18 protein-coding genes are annotated in these 17,891 nt (G+C 70.5%); 12 read left to right on the top strand and 6 right to left on the bottom strand.

Annotated elements, in window-relative coordinates; all coding sequences use genetic code 11:
* The first annotated feature begins 12 nt into the window (after positions 1-12).
* The 5 genes from Q4A22_RS00955 (at position 13) to Q4A22_RS00935 (ending at position 5,944) form a co-directional block, all read left to right on the top strand.
* Positions 13-1,224: a cobalamin-independent methionine synthase II family protein gene (locus tag Q4A22_RS00955; protein WP_303176652.1), complete on the top strand. Its 1,212-nt coding sequence runs from the start codon at positions 13-15 to the stop codon at positions 1,222-1,224.
* A 225-nt stretch (positions 1,225-1,449) separates the two neighbouring features.
* Positions 1,450-2,862: an MFS transporter gene (locus tag Q4A22_RS00950; RefSeq protein WP_303176651.1), complete on the top strand. Its 1,413-nt coding sequence runs from the start codon at positions 1,450-1,452 to the stop codon at positions 2,860-2,862.
* Positions 2,863-2,929: 67 nt separating this feature from the next.
* Complete coding sequence (locus tag Q4A22_RS00945; protein WP_303176650.1) at positions 2,930-4,153, top strand: acetyl-CoA C-acyltransferase; 1,224 nt, start codon at positions 2,930-2,932, stop codon at positions 4,151-4,153.
* Positions 4,154-4,334: 181 nt separating this feature from the next.
* On the top strand, positions 4,335-5,081 hold the full coding sequence (locus tag Q4A22_RS00940; RefSeq protein ID WP_303176957.1) for an enoyl-CoA hydratase/isomerase family protein: 747 nt from the start codon (positions 4,335-4,337) through the stop codon (positions 5,079-5,081).
* Positions 5,078-5,944 carry a 3-hydroxyacyl-CoA dehydrogenase family protein gene (locus tag Q4A22_RS00935; RefSeq protein WP_303176649.1) on the top strand — a complete coding sequence of 289 codons (867 nt, stop codon included), beginning with the start codon at positions 5,078-5,080 and terminating at the stop codon, positions 5,942-5,944. The genes Q4A22_RS00940 and Q4A22_RS00935 overlap by 4 nt, the downstream gene beginning before the upstream one ends.
* Before the next feature lie 36 nt (positions 5,945-5,980).
* Here the strand turns inward: Q4A22_RS00935 and Q4A22_RS00930 are convergent, their stop codons facing one another.
* Positions 5,981-6,442, bottom strand: a complete 462-nt coding sequence (locus Q4A22_RS00930; protein ID WP_303176648.1) for a hotdog fold thioesterase — start codon at positions 6,440-6,442, stop codon at positions 5,981-5,983.
* 236 nt (positions 6,443-6,678) lie between these two features.
* Between Q4A22_RS00930 and paaZ the strand changes: the two genes are divergently transcribed.
* The gene (paaZ, locus tag Q4A22_RS00925) at positions 6,679-8,793 is read left to right on the top strand and encodes a phenylacetic acid degradation bifunctional protein PaaZ (protein ID WP_303176647.1); all 2,115 of its coding nucleotides are present in this window, start codon (positions 6,679-6,681) and stop codon (positions 8,791-8,793) included.
* A gap of 76 nt (positions 8,794-8,869) precedes the next feature.
* Here paaZ and Q4A22_RS00920 read toward each other — a convergent pair whose 3' ends face one another.
* The 4 genes from Q4A22_RS00920 to Q4A22_RS00905 all read right to left on the bottom strand — a co-directional run bounded on the left by Q4A22_RS00920 (position 8,870) and on the right by Q4A22_RS00905 (position 11,803).
* A complete protein-coding gene (locus tag Q4A22_RS00920; RefSeq protein WP_303176646.1) occupies positions 8,870-9,283 on the bottom strand; it encodes a GNAT family N-acetyltransferase in 414 nt (137 codons plus the stop codon).
* Between the two features lie 47 nt (positions 9,284-9,330).
* Complete coding sequence (locus Q4A22_RS00915; RefSeq protein WP_303176645.1) at positions 9,331-9,954, bottom strand: TetR/AcrR family transcriptional regulator; 624 nt, start codon at positions 9,952-9,954, stop codon at positions 9,331-9,333.
* 95 nt (positions 9,955-10,049) lie between these two features.
* Entirely contained in the window at positions 10,050-11,387 is a 1,338-nt protein-coding gene (locus Q4A22_RS00910) for an AMP-binding protein (protein ID WP_303176644.1), read from the bottom strand.
* A gap of 5 nt (positions 11,388-11,392) precedes the next feature.
* Complete coding sequence (locus tag Q4A22_RS00905) at positions 11,393-11,803, bottom strand: PaaI family thioesterase (protein ID WP_303176643.1); 411 nt, start codon at positions 11,801-11,803, stop codon at positions 11,393-11,395.
* A 244-nt stretch (positions 11,804-12,047) separates the two neighbouring features.
* Here Q4A22_RS00905 and paaA point away from each other — a divergent pair, with 244 nt between their 5' ends.
* The 6 genes from paaA (at position 12,048) to Q4A22_RS00875 (ending at position 16,911) form a co-directional block, all read left to right on the top strand.
* A complete protein-coding gene (gene paaA / locus Q4A22_RS00900; RefSeq protein ID WP_303176642.1) occupies positions 12,048-13,109 on the top strand; it encodes a 1,2-phenylacetyl-CoA epoxidase subunit PaaA in 1,062 nt (353 codons plus the stop codon).
* A 2-nt stretch (positions 13,110-13,111) separates the two neighbouring features.
* Positions 13,112-13,408, top strand: a complete 297-nt coding sequence (gene paaB, locus Q4A22_RS00895; RefSeq protein ID WP_055082364.1) for a 1,2-phenylacetyl-CoA epoxidase subunit PaaB — start codon at positions 13,112-13,114, stop codon at positions 13,406-13,408.
* On the top strand, positions 13,405-14,241 hold the full coding sequence (gene paaC, locus Q4A22_RS00890) for a 1,2-phenylacetyl-CoA epoxidase subunit PaaC (protein WP_303176641.1): 837 nt from the start codon (positions 13,405-13,407) through the stop codon (positions 14,239-14,241). The genes paaB and paaC overlap by 4 nt, the downstream gene beginning before the upstream one ends.
* A 65-nt stretch (positions 14,242-14,306) precedes the next feature.
* Positions 14,307-14,828: a 1,2-phenylacetyl-CoA epoxidase subunit PaaD gene (paaD, locus tag Q4A22_RS00885; protein WP_303176956.1), complete on the top strand. Its 522-nt coding sequence runs from the start codon at positions 14,307-14,309 to the stop codon at positions 14,826-14,828.
* Positions 14,828-16,030, top strand: a complete 1,203-nt coding sequence (gene paaE / locus Q4A22_RS00880) for a 1,2-phenylacetyl-CoA epoxidase subunit PaaE (RefSeq protein WP_303176640.1) — start codon at positions 14,828-14,830, stop codon at positions 16,028-16,030. Before paaD ends, paaE begins: the two co-directional genes overlap by 1 nt.
* Before the next feature lie 107 nt (positions 16,031-16,137).
* Complete coding sequence (locus Q4A22_RS00875; RefSeq protein ID WP_303176639.1) at positions 16,138-16,911, top strand: enoyl-CoA hydratase/isomerase family protein; 774 nt, start codon at positions 16,138-16,140, stop codon at positions 16,909-16,911.
* Between the two features lie 45 nt (positions 16,912-16,956).
* Here the strand turns inward: Q4A22_RS00875 and Q4A22_RS00870 are convergent, their stop codons facing one another.
* Complete coding sequence (locus tag Q4A22_RS00870) at positions 16,957-17,646, bottom strand: hypothetical protein (protein WP_303176638.1); 690 nt, start codon at positions 17,644-17,646, stop codon at positions 16,957-16,959.
* Positions 17,647-17,891 lie beyond the last annotated feature (245 nt).

The raw sequence follows: 17,891 nt of genomic DNA, 5'->3' as shown, positions 1-17,891 counted from the left end.
GACAGGTGCCCCATGCACCCGAACACCGACCGCATCCAGACCACCCACGTGGGCTCCCTGCCCCGCACCCCCGAGCTGCTGGCGGAGAACGACCGTTTCCGGGCCGGGGAGATCGACCTCGCCCAGCTGGGAGCGGCACTGGACGAGGGCGTCGTCGACATCGTGCGCACCCAGCGGGAGATCGGGCTGGACGTGGTCAACGACGGCGAGTACGGCCACACCACCTCGGGCGCGGTGGACTACGGCGCCTGGTGGAACTACTCGTTCCACCGCCTGGGCGGGCTGACACCCACGGACGAGGACCGCTGGCAGGCCGCGGAGGTGCGCCGCTCCTCCCCCGGCCACGTGGTGCTCACGAGCTTCCCGGACCGCCGGGACCGGCAGCGCTTCCGGGACGCGTACGAGGACCCTGCATCCGGGGTGCTCGCCCACCGGGCGTCGGTGACCCAGCCCAAGATCACCGGGCCTCTGACCTACACCGGCCAGGAGGCCGTGGCCGGGGACATCCGCCGGCTCAAGGACGCCATGGAACGCACGGGCGCCACCGAGGGGTTCCTGGCCGCCCTCTCCCCCGGGTCCTGCGCCCGCGTGCGCAACGAGTACTACGCCACGGACGAGGAGCTCGTCTACGCGTGTGCGGACGCCATGCGGGAGGAGTACCAGGCGATCGTGGCCGCGGGGCTGACGGTGCAGATCGACGACCCGTCCATCGCCGAGTCCTGGGACCAGGTCAACCCGGAGCCCACCGTGGCGGACTACCTGGACTTCACCCGGCTGCGCGTGGAGGCCCTGAACTACGCCCTGCGGGGCCTGCCCCGTGAGCAGGTCCGCTTCCACCTGTGCTGGGGCTCGTGGCACGGCCCGCACACCACGGACCTGGAGCTCAAGCACCTGGTGGAGCTCATGCTCACGATCGATGCGGGCGCGTACAGCTTCGAGGCCGCCAGCCCGCGCCACGGCCACGAGTGGAAGGTGTGGCGGGACCACGAGCTGCCCGAGGGAACCGTGCTCTGCCCCGGCGTGGTCTCGCACTCCACCAACGTGGTGGAGCACCCGGAGCTCGTGGCGGACCGGATCGAGCAGTTCGCCTCGGTGGTGGGCCGGGAGAACGTGGTGGCCTCCACCGACTGCGGCCTGGGCGGGCGGCTGCACCCCCAGATCGCACTGGCCAAGCTCGAGTCCCTGGTGGCGGGTGCGCGCCTCGCCTCGCAGCGGCTCTTCTGAGGGCGCAACGCCCCGGACGACGCCGCCGCCCCCCTTCCCGCGGGCCCGCCACCTCTGCGGAGGTGGCGGGCCCGCGTAACATGCGCGATTTCCCGGACCGTGTGAAGTGACCTGACTCACACAATGGCTAGAATTCCCCTCACGACCAATCGGTCGGTTATTCGGTCCCTCACCACCGCCCCGATTCCCCACGGACCTCACGGTCCGACGATCCTGGAGATCCGCATGGCATCCACCACCGCAGCCCCCGCACAGGGCCACTCCATGTCCCGAGAAGAGCGCAAGGTCCTCGCGGGCACCCTCGTGGGCACCACCATCGAGTGGTACGACTTCTTCATCTACGCCCAGGCCGCCGCGTTCATCCTGGCCACCCACTTCTTCAAGCCCCTCAGCGTGGACAACCCCCAGCTGGCCCAGATCGTCACGTGGGCCACCCTGGGCATCAGCTTCCTCTTCCGCCCCCTGGGCGCCATCGTGGCCGGGCACATCGGGGACCGGTTCGGCCGCAAGATCACCCTGGTGATGACCCTGTTCGGCATGGGGGCGGCCACCACGCTCATCGGCCTGCTGCCCACCTACGGCCAGATCGGGGTGGCCGCACCCGTCCTCCTGATCCTGCTGCGCGTCCTGCAGGGCTTCTCCGCCGGTGGCGAGTGGGGCGGGGCGGCCCTGATGTCCGTGGAGCACGCCCCCGTGGACAAGCGCGGACTGTTCGGCGCCTACCCGCAGATCGGCGTGCCGATCGGCATGCTCCTGGCCACCCTGTTCATGTTCGGACTGAGCACCGCCCTGACCCCCGAGCAGTTCGAGTCCTGGGGCTGGCGCGTGCCTTTCCTGTTCTCCGTGGTGCTGATCTTCGTGGGCTGGCTCATCCGACGGTCCGTGGACGAGTCCCCCGTGTTCCTGGAGATGCAGCAGCGCGCCAAGGAGTCGTCCGCCCCGCTGGGCCAGCTGTTCCGCAAGAACCCCCGCGAGGTGCTCCTCGCGGCGCTCATCTTCGCGGGCAACAACGCCGCGGGGTACCTGGTGATCGCGTTCTTCGCCTCCTACGGCACCAAGGCGCTGCACATGTCCCGCCCGGAGACCCTGATCGCCTCCCTGGTGGGCGGCGTCGGGTGGCTCGTGTTCACCATGCTCGGCGGGTGGATGTCGGACAAGGTCGGGCGCAGGCGCACCTTCCAGATCGGCTACGGCATCATCATCCTGTGGGCCGTTCCCATGTGGTGGCTGCTCAACACGGCGTCCCTGCCGCTGTTCGCGCTCGCCATCTTCGTCCTGACCATCGGCCTGGGGCCCTCCTACGGCCCGCAGTCCGCCATGTACGCCGAGATGTTCCCGGCCCGCGTGCGGTACTCGGGCGTCTCGATCGGCTACGCCCTGGGATCGATCATCGGCGGCGCGTTCGCCCCCATGATCGCCGAGCTGCTGCTGGGCCGCACGGGCCAGGCGTGGACCATCGGGCTCTACATCTCCCTGCTGTCGCTGGTCTCCTTCATCGCCGTGTGCTTCGTGCGGAAGTCGGACCAGGGCAAGGACCTCCACGTGGCCGAGGTCCACGAGGAGTACGTGAAGTCCCACCCCGGTGAGACCACCTCCCCGGTGCACGGTGGCTCCCAGGACACCGGCGCGCGCAATTGACGTGGCTCACACGATCGGGGAACCTGAGCATGAACGAACGGTCAGTTATTCCAGCATGAGGAGACACATGTCCGAGATGCCACAAGCCTTCCTCGTCGGGGGCGCCCGTACTCCCGTGGGCCGTTACGGCGGGGCGCTGTCCTCGGTGCGCCCGGACGACCTCGCGGCGCTGTGCATCCGCTCCGTGGTCGAGGACTCCGGGATCGACCCTGCCCTCGTGGACGAGGTGATCCTGGGCAACGCCAACGGCGCGGGCGAGGAGAACCGCAACGTGGCCCGCATGGCGTGGCTGCTCAACGGCTACCCGGACACCGTCCCCGGCATCACGGTGAACCGGCTGTGCGCCTCGGGCATGTCCGCCATCACGATCGCCTCGCAGATGGTCAAGTCCGGTGCGGCGGACATCGTGGTGGCCGGTGGCGTGGAGTCCATGTCCCGCGCCCCGTGGGTCATGGAGAAGCCCACCACCGCGTTCGCCAAACCGGGTGAGGTCTTCGACACCTCGATCGGGTGGCGCTTCACCAACCCGGCGTTCCAGGAGGGCCCGCTCTCCCGCGGGGGCAAGATGACCTACTCCATGCCGGAGACGGCCGAGGAGGTCGCCCGCGTGGACGGCATCTCCCGGGAGGACGCGGACGCCTTCGCGGCGCAGTCCCACGAGAAGGCGCTGGCGGCCATCGCTGCGGGCCACTTCACCCAGGAGATCGTCCCTGTGGAGGTCAAGGGCCGCAAGGGCGCCGTGACCGTGGTGGACACGGACGAGGGCCCCCGCGAGGGCTCCACCGTGGAGGTGCTCGCCAAGCTGCGGCCCGTGGTCAAGGGCGGCTCCGTGGTCACCGCGGGCAACTCGTCCTCGCTCAACGACGGCGCCTCGGCCGTGATCGTGGCCAGCGAGCGCGCCGTGACCAGGTACGGTCTCAACGCCCGCGCCCGCGTGGTGGACGGCGCCTCCGCGGGACTCGCCCCCGAGATCATGGGCCTGGGCCCGGTTCCCGCCTCGGAGAAGGTCCTCGAGCGCGCCGGGTGGACCGTGGGGGACCTCGGCTCCGTGGAGATCAACGAGGCCTTCGCCACCCAGTCCCTCGGCTCCATCCGCCGCCTGGGCCTGGACGCCGAGATCGTGAACCGTGACGGCGGCGCCATCGCCCTGGGCCACCCGCTGGGCTCCTCGGGCTCGCGCATCGTCATCACGCTCATGGGGCGCATGGAGCGCGAGCGGACCGGCAAGGGCCTCGCCACCATGTGCATCGGCGTGGGCCAGGGTGCCGCCATGCTGATCGAGCGGGTGTGATCCGGCCGTGACGGACGCGAACGCCCCCCACGACGACGCCGCCCGCAACCCGCGCGCGGACGGCCCCTCCGCGGCGTCGACCCCGGTGGACGGGACCGCTGCGGGCGGACCCTCCGCCGGTGACCCCGCACCGGCGGCCGGCACGGACCGGACTCCCTCGTGGGCCTCGGACTTCGAGGCGCTGCGCGTGGGCGAGCGCCCGGACCGGCTGCACGTGGCCCTGGACCGCCCGGAGGTGCGCAACGCGATCGACCAGGTCATGGTGGACGAGCTGCACACCGTGTGCGGGCACCTGGAGCGCGAGCCCAAGATTCTGGTGCTGAGCGGCACGCGGGTCAACGGCAAGGGGATCTTCGCCTCGGGCGCGGACATCGCCCAGCTGCGCGAGCGGCGTCGTGAGGACGCGCTGCGCGGGGTGAACTCGCAGGTCTTCGACCGGATCGCCAAGCTGCCCATGCCGGTGATCGCGGCCCTGGACGGCTACGCCCTGGGAGGCGGCGCGGAGCTCGCGTGGGCCGCGGACTTCCGGATCGGCACACCCCGCGTGAAGGTGGGGCAGCCGGAGACCGGACTGGGGATCATCGCCGCGGCCGGGGCACTGTGGCGGCTCAGGGAGCTCGCCGGGGAGGCCCTGGCGAAGGACATCCTCATGGCGGGACGCATCCTGTCCGCGGAGGAGGCCCTGGAGGCGCGGCTCATCACCGAGATCCACGAGCCGGACGCCCTGCTCGCGGCGGCTGACGCCCTCGCGGACCGCATCGCCGCGCAGGACCCGCTGGCGGTGCGCGTGAGCAAGCGCGTGTTCGCCATGCCGCGCGAGGCCCACCCGCACGTGGACGAGCTCGCGCAGGCCGTCCTGTTCGAGTCGCAGGCCAAGTTCGACCGCATGCAAGCATTCCTGGACCGCAAGAAGGAGATGAAGAGATGAGCGAGAGCACCGCAGCAGCCGTTCCCGGAACCGTGGGGGTGCTGGGCGGCGGACGCATGGGAGCGGGGATCGCCCACGCGTTCCTGATCGCCGGCGCGCACGTGACCGTGGTGGAGGTGGACGCCCAGGCCGCGGAGGCCGCGAAGGAGCGCGTGGAGTCGGACCTCGCCGCGTCCCTGGAGCGCGGGAAGATCGACGGCAACCTGGACGTGTGGACCGAGAACTTCGCCGTGAGCGTGGACTACGCGGACTTCGCGGAGTGCGACCTGGTGGTCGAGGCCGTTCCGGAGATCTGGGACCTGAAGGTCTCGTCCCTGCAGAACGTGGAGGCCAACCTCCGCGCGGATGCCTGGCTGGCCTCGAACACCTCCTCCCTGTCCATCGACGGCCTGGCCGCCGAGCTGCAGCGGCCCGAGCGCTTCTGCGGGCTGCACTTCTTCAACCCGGTCCCCGCGTCCAAGCTCGTGGAGATCGTGATGGGTGAGCGGACCAGCCAGCAGCTGCGGGACCTCACGCAGCAGTGGGTCGCCGGGATCGGCAAGACCCCGGTGACCGTGAAGGACGCCCCCGGTTTCGCCTCCTCCCGGCTGGGAGTGGCGCTGGGGCTGGAGGCCATCCGCATGGTCCAGGAGGGCGTGGCGTCTGCCGAGGACATCGACAACGCCATGGTCCTCGGATACAAGCACCCGGTGGGCCCGCTCGCCCTCACGGACCTGGTGGGCCTGGACGTGCGCCTGGGGATCGCGGAGTACCTGGAGAAGGAGCTCGGCCCCCGCTTCGCGCCCCCGCAGCTCATGCGGGACATGGTGGAGCGTGGGGAGCTGGGCAAGAAGTCCGGGAAGGGCTTCTACGACTACTCCTGACGTCCTCCGGGAACCGCCCCGGGCGCGTTCGTCACCTCACGCGCTCGGGGCGTCCTTCAGGTAGTTGGTGATCCGCACCGTGCACAGCCGACGCCCGGTGTCGATGTGGGTGATGACCACCTCGTGGCTGGTCATCGTGCGGCCCAGACGGATGGCGGTGGCCACCCCGCGGACCCTGCCGCTCGTGGCGGAGGCGTGGTGGGTGGCGTTGATGTCCGTGCCCACGGCCACCTTGCCCATGGTGGAGCCGTGGATCACCGCGGCCCACGACCCCAGCATCTCCCCCAGCGCCACGGACGCCCCGCCGTGCAGCAGCCCGAGGGACTGCCGGTTGCCCTCCACGGGCATGGTGGCCACGATCCGCTCAGCCGACTGCTCCTCCACCTCCACGCCCATCTTGCGGTCCAGCTCCCCGAGCTCGATGCTCCAGGGATCGAACGTCTTCGCCGGGTGCTCGTTCTCCGCGCGCGTGTCCGCGGGGGTCGGGTCCTCGTGCATGTCTGCTCCTTCGTTCCGGGTCTCTGCCGTGCCACGGGCACTTCTCCAGGGGGCTCCGCACCGGGGGTGGGCGGGCGACGCCGCCCGGGTGCGCTTCCCTGGGAAGTCGACCGGGCGGCGTCGGGCGCCGCGCGGCCCTCATGGTGACCATGGTGCCTCTGTGTGACCTAGGTTATCCTGGCCTGAATACTGACCGATCGTTCGGCCTGAGGCCGCGACCGTCCGGAGGACCCCGCGTGAGCACCCAGAACCAGGCACCCGAAACCCAGCAGCCGCAGATCCTGCCCAGCTTCGTGCAGGGGCAGTGGTGGCGCCCGGAAGACCCGCAGAAGGTGGCGGACGTGCGCGACGCCACCACCGGGGAGCTCGTGGCCCGCGTGAGCACGGACGGGATCGACACCGCCGGCGCCGTGGAGCACGCGCGCACCGTGGGACAGGCGTCCCTGGGGACCCTGCGCATCCACGACCGCGCACTCATCCTCAAGCAGCTCGCCCAGTACCTGGGGGAGCACAAGGAGGAGCTGTACGAGCTCTCCTACTCGACCGGCTCCACGGCGAAGGACCACCTGATCGACGTGGACGGCGGCATCGGCACGCTGTTCACGTTCTCCTCCAAGGGCCGCCGCGAGCTGCCCAACGCCAATGTGATCGTGGACGGCCCCGTGGAGCAGCTCTCGCGGGACGGCTCGTTCCTGGGCGAGCACGTCTACACGCGGCTGCCGGGCGTGGCCGTGCAGATCAACGCCTTCAACTTCCCCGTCTGGGGCATGCTGGAGAAGTTCGCGCCCGCGTTCATCGCCGGGGTGCCCACCATCGTGAAGCCCGCCACCCCCACCGGGTACGTGACCGAGGCGTGCGTGCGGCTCATGCTGGACTCCGGGCTGCTGCCCGAGGGATCCCTGCAGCTGATCTCCGGCTCCGCCCGTGACCTGCTGGACCACCTGGACGCCCGCGACCACGTGGCGTTCACCGGCTCCGCGGCCACCGCACGGTCCCTGCGGGCGCACTCCAACGTGCAGGAGAGGGGCGTGCGCTTCACAGCGGAGACGGACTCCCTCAACGCCGCGATCATGGCCCCGGACGTCACCGAGGACTCCCCCGAGTTCGAGGCGTTCGTGAAGTCCGTGGTCCTGGAGATCACCGCCAAGGCCGGACAGAAGTGCACCGCGATCCGCCGTGTGATCGTGCCCCAGCCGATGCGCGGGGCCGTGGTGGAGGCGATCAAGGAGCGCGTGACCGCCCGCGCCGTCGTGGGGGACCCCCGCGACGCCGCCACCACCGTGGGCCCGCTCGCATCCGAGGACCAGTACTACGAGGTGCTGCGCTCCGTGCGCGCCCTGATCGACGCCGGCGCCTCCGTGGAGCTCGGCGGGCCCGAGGAGCTCTCGTCCGTGCCCCAGGACGGAGCGTTCTTCCCGGTCACGGTTCTCTCCTTCGACGACGCCCGCACCCCCGCCGCCCACGAGGTCGAGGCGTTCGGCCCCGTCACCTCCGTGCTCGGCTACTCGGGTGACGTGGCGGACGCGGTGGAGATCGCCGCACTGGGCGGGGGCTCCCTGGTGGCCACCGTGTGCACCCACTCCCCCGAGCTCGCGGCGCAGTTCCTCTCCGGGATCGGCGCCCACCACGGTCGCGTGCTCTTCCTGGACCGCGACGACGCCAAGACCACCACCGGCCACGGCTCCCCCGTGCCGCACCTGGTGCACGGCGGACCCGGCCGCGCCGGCGGTGGCGAGGAGCTGGGTGGTGTGCGCGCCGTGAAGCACTACATGCAGCGCACCGCCGTGCAGGGCTCCCCGGACCTGCTGACCGGGATCACCGGGCAGTGGCACTGGGGCGCGGCCGCCAACACCGTGACCCGCGAGGACGTCGAGAACGGCACCGGTGAGCACCCCTTCCGCAAGTCCCTGGAAACCCTGCGGATCGGGGACCAGTTCGTCTCCGACCTGCGCACCGTGAGCCTAGAGGACATCCTGGAGTTCGCGGAGAAGACCGGGGACACGTTCTACGCCCACACGGACGAGGAGGCCGCCACGGCCAACCCGTTCTTCCCGCGCCGCGTGGCCCACGGCTACCTGCTGGTCTCCTGGGCCGCCGGGCTGTTCGTGGAGCCCGCCCCGGGACCGGTGCTCGCCAACTACGGGCTGGAGAACCTGCGCTTCATCACCCCGGTGACGTACGACGACGCCATCCGCGTGACCCTGACCGCCAAGAAGATCACCCCGCGCGTCACGGACGAGTACGGCGAGGTCGCGTGGGACGCCCGGCTGACCAACCAGAAGGACGAGATCGTGGCCACCTACGACGTCCTGACCCTGGTGGCCAAGCAGTGGCCCACGCCGGAGGTGTGAGCATCCGCTGAGAGTCGACTCCCCGCAATCCCGTGGGTGGCGGAGAGGCCCCGCGAGGCGGGGTCTCTCCGCCGTGTCAGCGCATGATCGCGAGCGTGGTGCAGCCGAGGTCCGGGGTGGGGCGGAAGCCCAGGGAACGGTAGAGCGCCACCACGTGGCGGTTCCAGGCGGGGTCGTCCGTGGTGATGTAGACCTGGCGGATGCGTGCCGTGTCGGTCAGCACCTCGGTCAGCAGGGCCCGTCCGATGCCGCGGCGCTGGTGCCCCGGGGCCACCAGGAGGTCCTGGATGTAGGCGACCGTGGCGCCGTCCCCCACCACGCGCACCAGTCCCACGAACTCGCCCGCGTCCCATGCGGAGAGCACCAGCCAGGAGTTCTCGACCATCGGCCCGAAGTCCTCTGGGCGCTGCGTGTAGGAGCTCCACCCCACGGCGTCGTACAGGCGGAGCAGCGCGGCGCGGTCGATGGCTCGGGAACGGGAGAACTCCATGGGCGCACCCTAGATCGGACGGGGCGGAGGATCCCGCGGAGGGCTGCCTACGCCCGCAGGCCCGCGAAGACCATGGTCACCACGGTGGCCGCGAGCTGGTCCACGCTGCCCGAGCGGCCGGGCTGGTACCAGTCCACGATCGAGTTGACCATGCCCAGCATCAGACGCGGCGCGGACTTCCCGGAGATGTCCGTGCGCAGCTCCCCCCGCTCCTGCGCCTGCCGCACCAGGTCCTCCACCGTGCGGGTCAAGGCACGACGGCGCTGCAGGGCCGCCTCCTCCACCTCCGAGTTCCCGCGCAGCCGCAGCAGCAGGGTCACGTACGGCATCTGAGCCACGAGCACCCGCACGGTGCCGTCCAGGATCTGCTCGAGCTGGATCACCGGGCCCCCGCCACCCGAGAGCACGGCGGCGAAGGTCTCCTCCAGGGCATCCAGTGCCCGGTCCAGGGCCTGCCCGAGAATCTCCTCCTTGGACTCCACGTGGTGGTAGATCGCGGACTTGGAGATGCCCAGGTGCTTGGACAGCATCCCCATGGAGGTCGCGTCGTAGCCGTAGCGGTTGAAGACGTCCACGCACACGGACAGCAGGGTCTCGCGGTCGTAGCCGGGACGGCCGCGCCGGGGCGCGGAGACGCCGTCGTCGGCGGCGGGCTGGAGCTCGGTGGGCATGGACGCGGGCCTCGATCTTCCGGGGGAACGGGATGTCCAGGCTACCGGGTCGTCACCTGGGCCCGTCCCACCGGGGACCGGGGCCACGGCGAGGGCTACTTGTCGCGGCGGTCGTAGATGCGGCGCAGCTTCCCGGAGGAGCGCTCCAGGGTGCCGGGCTCGGCGATGTCGATCGCGGCACTGGAGCCGATCTTCGTCTTGATCTCGTGCTGCAGCCGGCGCCCGCCCTCCTGGGCGTCCTCCAGGGTGGCGTCCTCGCGGCGCTCGATGTGGATGGTCATCTGGTCCATGCGGTTCGGCCGGGTGATCTCCAGGGTGAAGTGGGGTGAGAGCGCCGGGATCTTCAGCGCGAGCTCCTCGATCTGGGACGGGAACAGGTTCACACCGCGCAGGATGATCATGTCGTCCGAGCGCCCCGTGATGCGGCCCATGCGGCGGTGGCCCGGGCGGGCGGTGCCGGGCAGCAGCCGGGTGAGGTCGTGCGTGCGGTAGCGGATGATCGGCAGCGCCTGCTTGGTCAGCGCGGTGAAGACCAGTTCCCCGGGGCGGCCGGTGGGCAGCACGGTGTCGTCGAAGGGGTCGATGATCTCCGGGCGGAAGTGGTCCTCCCAGATGTGCGAGCCGTCCTTGGACTCGCACGACTCCCCGGCCACGCCGGGGCCCATCACCTCGGAGAGCCCGTAGATGTCGCACGCCGTGATGTTGAACGTCTTCTCGATCTCGTGGCGCATCTCCTCTGTCCACGGCTCCGCCCCCAGCACGGCGTGCCGCAGGGAGGTCTCCCGCGGGTCCAGACCGAGCTTGCGGAAGCCGTCCGCGATGGTCAGCAGGTAGGTGGGCGTGGAGAGGATGGCCTGCGGCTCGAAGTCACGGATCAGCTGGACCTGCTTCTCGGTCTGCCCGCCGGACATGGGGATCACGGCGCACTTCAGCCGCTCGGCGCCGTAGTGCGCGCCCAGACCGCCCGTGAAGAGCCCGTAGCCGTACGCGTTGTGCACCTTGTCACCGGGGGCGATCCCGGACAGCCGGAAGCAGCGCGCCACCAGGGTGCCCCACGTCTGCAGGTCCTCCTCGGTGTAGGCCACCACGGTGGGCTGGCCCGTGGTGCCGGAGGACGCGTGGATCCTGCGCACCTCGGACATGGGCGTGGCCAGCGCCTTGAAGGGGTACGCCCGCCGCAGGAACTCCTTGTCCGTGTACGGGAACTTGGCCAGGTCCTCGAGCTCGCGGAAGTCGTCCGGGTGCACGCCGTGGTCGTCGAAGAGCTCCCGGTAGGCGGGGACGTTCTCGTAGGCGTAGTGGAGGGTCCAGTTCAGCCGCTCGGTCTGCAGCGCCTCGATCTGGTCCCGGCTCATGAGCTCCTCGGGATCCGGCTGGGAGGGGTCCTGCGAGTCCACGGGACGGTACGGATTGGGCACGGAGCAGGTGGTCATGGTGGTCACGCTTTCTGACGGCGGGGAACGGTGCGGCTGCGGCCACGGAACTGGGCGATGACCTCGCCCTCGGCGGTGGTGACGGTGATGTCGCAGAGGCTGCTGCGCCCCGTGGTGGCGATCTGGCGGCCCTCGGCCACCAGCGTCTGCCCGGGGTGGGCTGAGCTGAGGAAGTTGATGTCAACGCCCTGCGCCACGGTCATGGTGGTGCCGTCCGGGTCCGGGTCGTTGCAGGTCATGGCGAAGCAGGTGTCCGCCAGGGAGAAGATCATGCCGCCGTGGGCGATGCCGAAGCCGTTGACCATCTCCTCCCGCACCACCATGGAGATCTCGCAGTGCCCGGGGTCCGCCCGCCGCACCGTGATGCCCAGCCACTCGGAGGCTCGGTCTCCATCGAGAACAGGATGGTGTGGCACGGTGCGCTCCTCGGAGATTTCGTGAACGATCGGTCAGTAGACAACCCCGAAATGTGACGCGTGTCAACGTGCTCCCGTTCCGTTGCGCCGCTGCGGTCGTTGACGGGCTCCGCCCCGGCGGGCGCAGAATGTGTTGACGACCACACGGAGGGCCTATATTCTGAACGAGCGGTCAGTTATTATCGTCGGCAGCGTACCGAGTTCACCCTCCGCTCCCATCTCACCCGTGACCCGAGGACACACCATGACTGAGCAGACCACCGCTGCGAACCAGGCGGAGACCTCCGCCGAGCAGCAGCACTTCGAGCACCTCATCAGCGAGGACTCCCGCGTGGAGCCCCGCGACTGGATGCCGGAGGCCTACCGCAAGAGCCTGACCCGCCAGGTCTCCCAGCACGCGCACTCGGAGATCATCGGCATGCAGCCGGAGGCCAACTGGATCACCCGCGCCCCGAGCCTCAAGCGCAAGGCCGTGCTCATGGCCAAGGTCCAGGACGAGGCCGGCCACGGGCTGTACCTCTACTCCGCCGCGGAGACCCTGGGCACCCCGCGCTCCGTGCTCAACGAGCAGCTGCTGAGCGGCAAGGCCAAGTACTCCTCGATCTTCAACTACCCGGCCCGCACCTGGGCGGACATGGGCGCGATCGGCTGGCTCGTGGACGGCGCCGCGATCTGCAACCAGGTCCCGCTGTGCCGCGCCTCCTACGGCCCGTACGGTCGCGCCATGGTGCGCATCTGCAAGGAGGAGTCCTTCCACCAGCGCCAGGGCTGGGAGATCCTCTACGAGCTCTCCCACGGCACCGAGGCGCAGAAGCAGATGGCACAGGACGCCGTGAACCGCTTCTACGGCCCCGCCCTGCAGATGTTCGGCCCGCCGGACGCGGACTCCCCCAACTCGCAGCAGTCCATGGAGTGGAACATCAAGCGCTTCTCCAACGACGAGCTGCGCCAGCGCTTCGTGGACATGATCGTGCCGCAGGCCGAGGCCCTGGGCCTGACCCTGCCGGACCCGGACCTGAAGTGGAACGAGGAGCGCGGGCACTACGACTACGGCCAGCTGGACTGGAACGAGTTCATGTCCGTGATCAAGGGTTCCGGCCCGTGCAACGTGCAGCGCATGAAGCGCCGCCGCGAGGCCCACGCCCAGGGCGCATGGGTCCGCGAGGCCGCGGAGGCGTACGCCCAGCGGCAGGCGCGCGAGGCCGCAGAGGCCAGCGCGGCGGCGTCGTCCGCCGGGGCGGAGACCGGGATCGACGAGACCACCGTGATGGCGGGCCGCGGCTCCGCCGAGCTGATCGGAGCCTGAGCATGAGCGAGAACCAGACCGGCAACTGGCCCCTGTGGGAGGTCTTCGTGCGCTCCTCGCGCGGGCTGTCCCACGTGCACGCGGGCTCGCTGCACGCCCCGGACGCCACCATGGCCGTGCGCAACGCGCGTGACCTGTACACGCGCCGCAACGAGGGCACGAGCGTGTGGGTGGTGCCCGCGGACGCCATCACGGCCTCGGACCCCGACTCCAAGGGCGGGTACTTCGAGTCCGCGCAGGGCAAGAGCTACCGCCACGCCACGTACTACACCAAGAGCGAAGGGGTGAAGCACCTGTGAGCGCCTTCGCCTCCCACGACTCCGCCACCAAGCAGTCCGCGGGGGACGCCATCACCGCCGAGGAGATCGCGGAGACGGGTGGTCGCGCGCCGGAGGCCGTGGCCCAGTACGCGCTGCGGCTCGGCGACGACGCCCTGATGCTGTCCCAGCGTCTGGGCTGGTGGATCTCCCGCGCCCCTGAGCTCGAGGAGGACATCGCGCTCGGCAACATCGCGCTGGACCTCATCGGCCACGCGCGGTTCCTGCTCACCTACGCGGGCTCCGCGTGGGGCAAGACCGAGGACGAGCTCGCGTACTTCCGCAACGAGGAGGAGTTCCGCTCCGTGCGCCTCGTGGAGCAGGAGAACGGGGACTTCGGGCAAACCATCGCCCGTCAGCTGCTGTTCTCCTTCTACCAGTACGAGCTCTACTCGGCGCTGCAGTCCTCCACGGACCAGACGCTCGCGGCCATCGCGGACAAGGCCCTCAAGGAGGTGGAGTACCACCAGGACCACGCGGCCCAGTGGATCCTGCGCCTGGGGCTCGGCACCGAGGAGTCCAAGCGGCGGATCCAGGAGGGGCTCTACTACATGTGGCCCTACCTGGACGAGCTGTTCGCGGACGAGCCGCTGCACGACGAGCTCGAGGGCGTCGCCGTGCGCCCCTCCACGCTGCGCGAGCCCACCATGGACCGCGTGAACGCGCTGCTGGCCGAGGCAGGGCTGGAGGTTCCGAACGTGGCCCAGGCGCGGCTGTCCGCCGCCCCGCGGGACGGCGCCTACTCCGAGTACCGCGGGTACATCCTCGCCGAGATGCAGTGGCTCGCCCGCCAGCATCCCGGCGCCACGTGGTGAGCTCCGTGTTCTCCCGCGTTCCGCCCCGCTCGCTGCCCCCCACGGGGGGCGTGGCGCCCCGCGAGGTGCCCCTGGGACCCTCGCGGCGACCCAGCGATCCGCGTGACGCCGCCCTGTGGGACGTCGCGGCCACGGTGTGCGATCCCGAGGTTCCCGTGCTCACGCTCGAGGACCTGGGCGTCCTGCGGGACGTCGTCGCCGGGGAGGACGAGACCGTGGTGGTGATCACTCCCACGTACTCCGGCTGTCCCGCCATGGACACCATGGCCGCGGACCTGGAGGCGGTGGTCACCGCCGCGGGCTACCAGAACGTGCGCGTGGTGCAGGTGCTGCGCCCCGCGTGGACCACGGACTGGATGTCCCCCGGGGGTCGGGCCAAGCTCGCCGAGTACGGGATCGCCCCGCCCACGGGACGCACCGCCGCCGGCCACAACTCCGGACCGGTGCGGCTGAGCCTCGCGGTGAAGTGCCCGCGGTGCCAGTCCCTGCGCACGCACGAGATGACCCGCTTCGGCTCCACCTCCTGCAAGGCCCTGTGGGTCTGCGACGACTGCAAAGAACCATTCGACTACTTCAAGGTGCATTGATGACGAGCGAAACCGCGGACACCTCCGCTCTGGAGGACGCCACCGAGGCCAGCGCGGGGGGCGGCAGGCGCCGCGCCACGTTCAACACCCTCACCGTCTCGGAGGTGCGCAGGCTGACCTCCGACTCCGTGGAGGTCACGTTCGACGTCCCCGAGGACCTCGTGGCGGACTACGACTACCTCCCGGGCCAGTACGTGGCCATCCGCGCCATGATCGACGGCCACGAGGTGCGCCGCTCCTACTCGATCTGCGCGGAGCCCACCCCGGGTGAGATCCGCGTGGCCGTCAAGAAGGACATGGGCGGCGTGTTCTCCACGTGGGCCAACGAGCAGCTGGCCGCCGGGGACACCCTGGACGTGATGAACCCGCAGGGTGCGTTCACCTCCAAGGTCAACATCACCTCCATGAACGATCCCGAGAAGCTCGCGGAGAAGGAGGTGGCCAGGAAGCGCAACGTGCACCTGGTGGCCTTCGCCGCCGGTTCCGGGATCACTCCCATCATGGCGATCGCCCGCGCGTTGCTGCGCGCCTCGGACACCGCCCAGATGGACGTGGTCTACGCCAACCGCTCGTCCATGGACGTGATGTTCGCGGAGGAGCTGGGGGACCTCAAGGACAAGTACCCCGCGCGCCTGGCCGTGCACCACGTGCTCTCCCGCGAGCAGCGGATCTCCCCGCTGATGTCCGGGCGGATCGACCACGACAAGCTCGAGGAGCTGCTGGACCACGTGATCCAGGTGGACTCCGCGGACGAGTGGTTCTTGTGCGGGCCGTTCGAGCTCGTGCAGCTGTGCCGGGACGTGCTCAGGGAGCGCGGCGTGGACGAGTCCCGCGTGCGCTTCGAGCTGTTCACCACGGGCAGGCCCACCGCGCCGCAGGGTCAGCAGGGCCGCCCGGTCGTGGCGGACCCCAAGGGCGAGAACTACAAGATCGTCTTCAACCTGGACGGCACCTCCGCCCAGGTGGAGTCCCCCAAGTCCGCGGCGGAGACCGTGCTCAACGCCGCGCTGCGCGTGCGCCCGGACGTCCCCTTCGCGTGTGCGGGCGGTGTGTGCGGCACGTGCCGCGCCAAGGTCACCCGGGGCGACTTCGAGATGGAGGAGAACTTCGCGCTCGAGAAGGACGAGGTGGACGCAGGCTACGTGCTCACGTGCCAGACCCGCCCCACCTCGGACGAGTTGAGCGTGGACTTCGACGCCTGACCCACCGATCACGACGACGACGCCGCACCGGCACCCGGGCGGCGTCGTCGCCGTCTGAGCCCGCTCCCGCACCGCGCGGGGGACCCGAGAACGCCGAGGAGAACACCGTGATCGAGCTGACCATCGAGGACGAGATCGCTCGCGTGGTGCTCAACGCACCGCAGAAGATGAACTCGCTGGACCAGGACGCGCTGCGCGAGCTCGCCGCCGCGTACACCGAGGCGGCGGGGGCGGGCGTCCGCGCGCTGCTGCTGACCGGGGAGGGCAGGGGCTTCTGCGCCGGGCGGGACATCTCCGGGGTGGACCCCGCCACGGACGACACCGAGGGGTACCTGGCCGGAACCCTCACGCCCCTGCTGCGGCAGATGTCGAGCTTCCCAGCACCCACGTTCGCCGCGGTGCAGGGGGCGTGCCTGGGTGTGGGGCTGGGCCTGGCGATCGCCACGGACGTGGTGTACGTGGCGGAGAACGCGAAGATCGGCTCGCCGTTCGCCAACCTGGGGGCCACCCTGGACTCCGGCGGGCACGCGCTGTTCACCGAGCGGCTGGGCGCGCACCGCACGCTGGACCTGATCTACACGGCGGAGCTGATGACCGGCGCGGAGGCTGTGGCCGCAGGGCTGTTCTCCCGCGCCGTGCCCGCGGAGGAGCTGCTCGACTTCACGCTCGAGCGGGTGCGGAAGGCGGCCCGCGGTGCCACGCAGGCGTTCGTGGCCTCCAAGGAGCTCGTGGCACAGATCCGGGACCAGCGGATTGGGCTGTGGGAGTCCATGGAGGCGGAGAACGCCGCCCAGACCGCCCTGTGCGCCACCGCCGACTACAGCGAGGGCTTCAAGGCCTTCCAGGAGAAGCGGACCCCGGAGTTCACGGGCAGGGGCTGAGCTGCACCCGGTTCGCTCCTGGGGAGAGGTGGGTTGCCCGGGTGCTCATCCCCTCACCCCCATCACCAGGAACACGGCGGCGGCCACCGCCAGTCCCAGTGCCAGGAGAGGGCGCGGGTCCTGGGCGGCCACCCACCCGGTGGCCCGCTCCACGGTGCGTGAGAGGGCGGGGATCCTTCCCCACGCCCAGGTGATGAGCCAGTAGGGCCCCACCACGGCCACCAGGAACACCGCGAAGTACACCGCCTGCCCGGTCAGGTGGTGGCTCAGGCCCGTGAAGAGACGTCCCGCGATGTACATGGTGGCAGGGCCGCTCACCCCCACCACGGTGTTGAGGAAGCCCAGGGCAACCATGCGGCGGGATGACTCCGTCTCCCGCACCCGGGGCGTCCTGCGGGGCCTGCGGGGGCGGGTGCGCCACCGGAAGAACTGGACCACCGCCAGGACCGCGAGCAGCGCGCCGGCCACCAGGTCCACGCCGCGACGGACCAGCAGCTCCTTGGTGCGGTCCTCGAGCAGCGCCGTGAGCGTCTGCGGGTCCACGGTGCGGAAGACCACGAGCAGCAGCGTGGTCCCCAGTGCCATGCCCAGTGTGAGGAAGTGGACGGCGCGGGCGGGCCGGGCGTGGTGGGTGAGGATCCGCAGCACCAGGGCGTAGCTGGTCGGGGAGAACCCCATGACCAGACCGAGCCCCAGCACGGAGACCGTGCCACCCACCAGTGCGCTCGCCGTCATGCCCCTCCGCTCCACGTGTCCGGGCCCGAAAGGCCCACAGACATAGTGGCACGACTCGAACCACGGCCTCCTCACACGCTGCAAAGTGGAGCACATGCACCGAGCGGGCCCCGAAACCGCGTCTGCTCCGTTGTTGCAGCTGGATTGCAGGGCGTGGGGACCGCCGCGCGGGAGATGGGGGGGCGACGTCGCCCCCGCACCTCCGCTGGCCCCGAGCCGTTGCCGTTTAGCTGTCCGAAAACGTC

Origin of the sequence: Kocuria sp., from assembly GCF_030530945.1 — a bacterium.
Lineage (GTDB): Bacteria > Actinomycetota > Actinomycetes > Actinomycetales > Micrococcaceae > Kocuria.
This window is presented reverse-complemented; position numbering and strand designations above follow the sequence as displayed.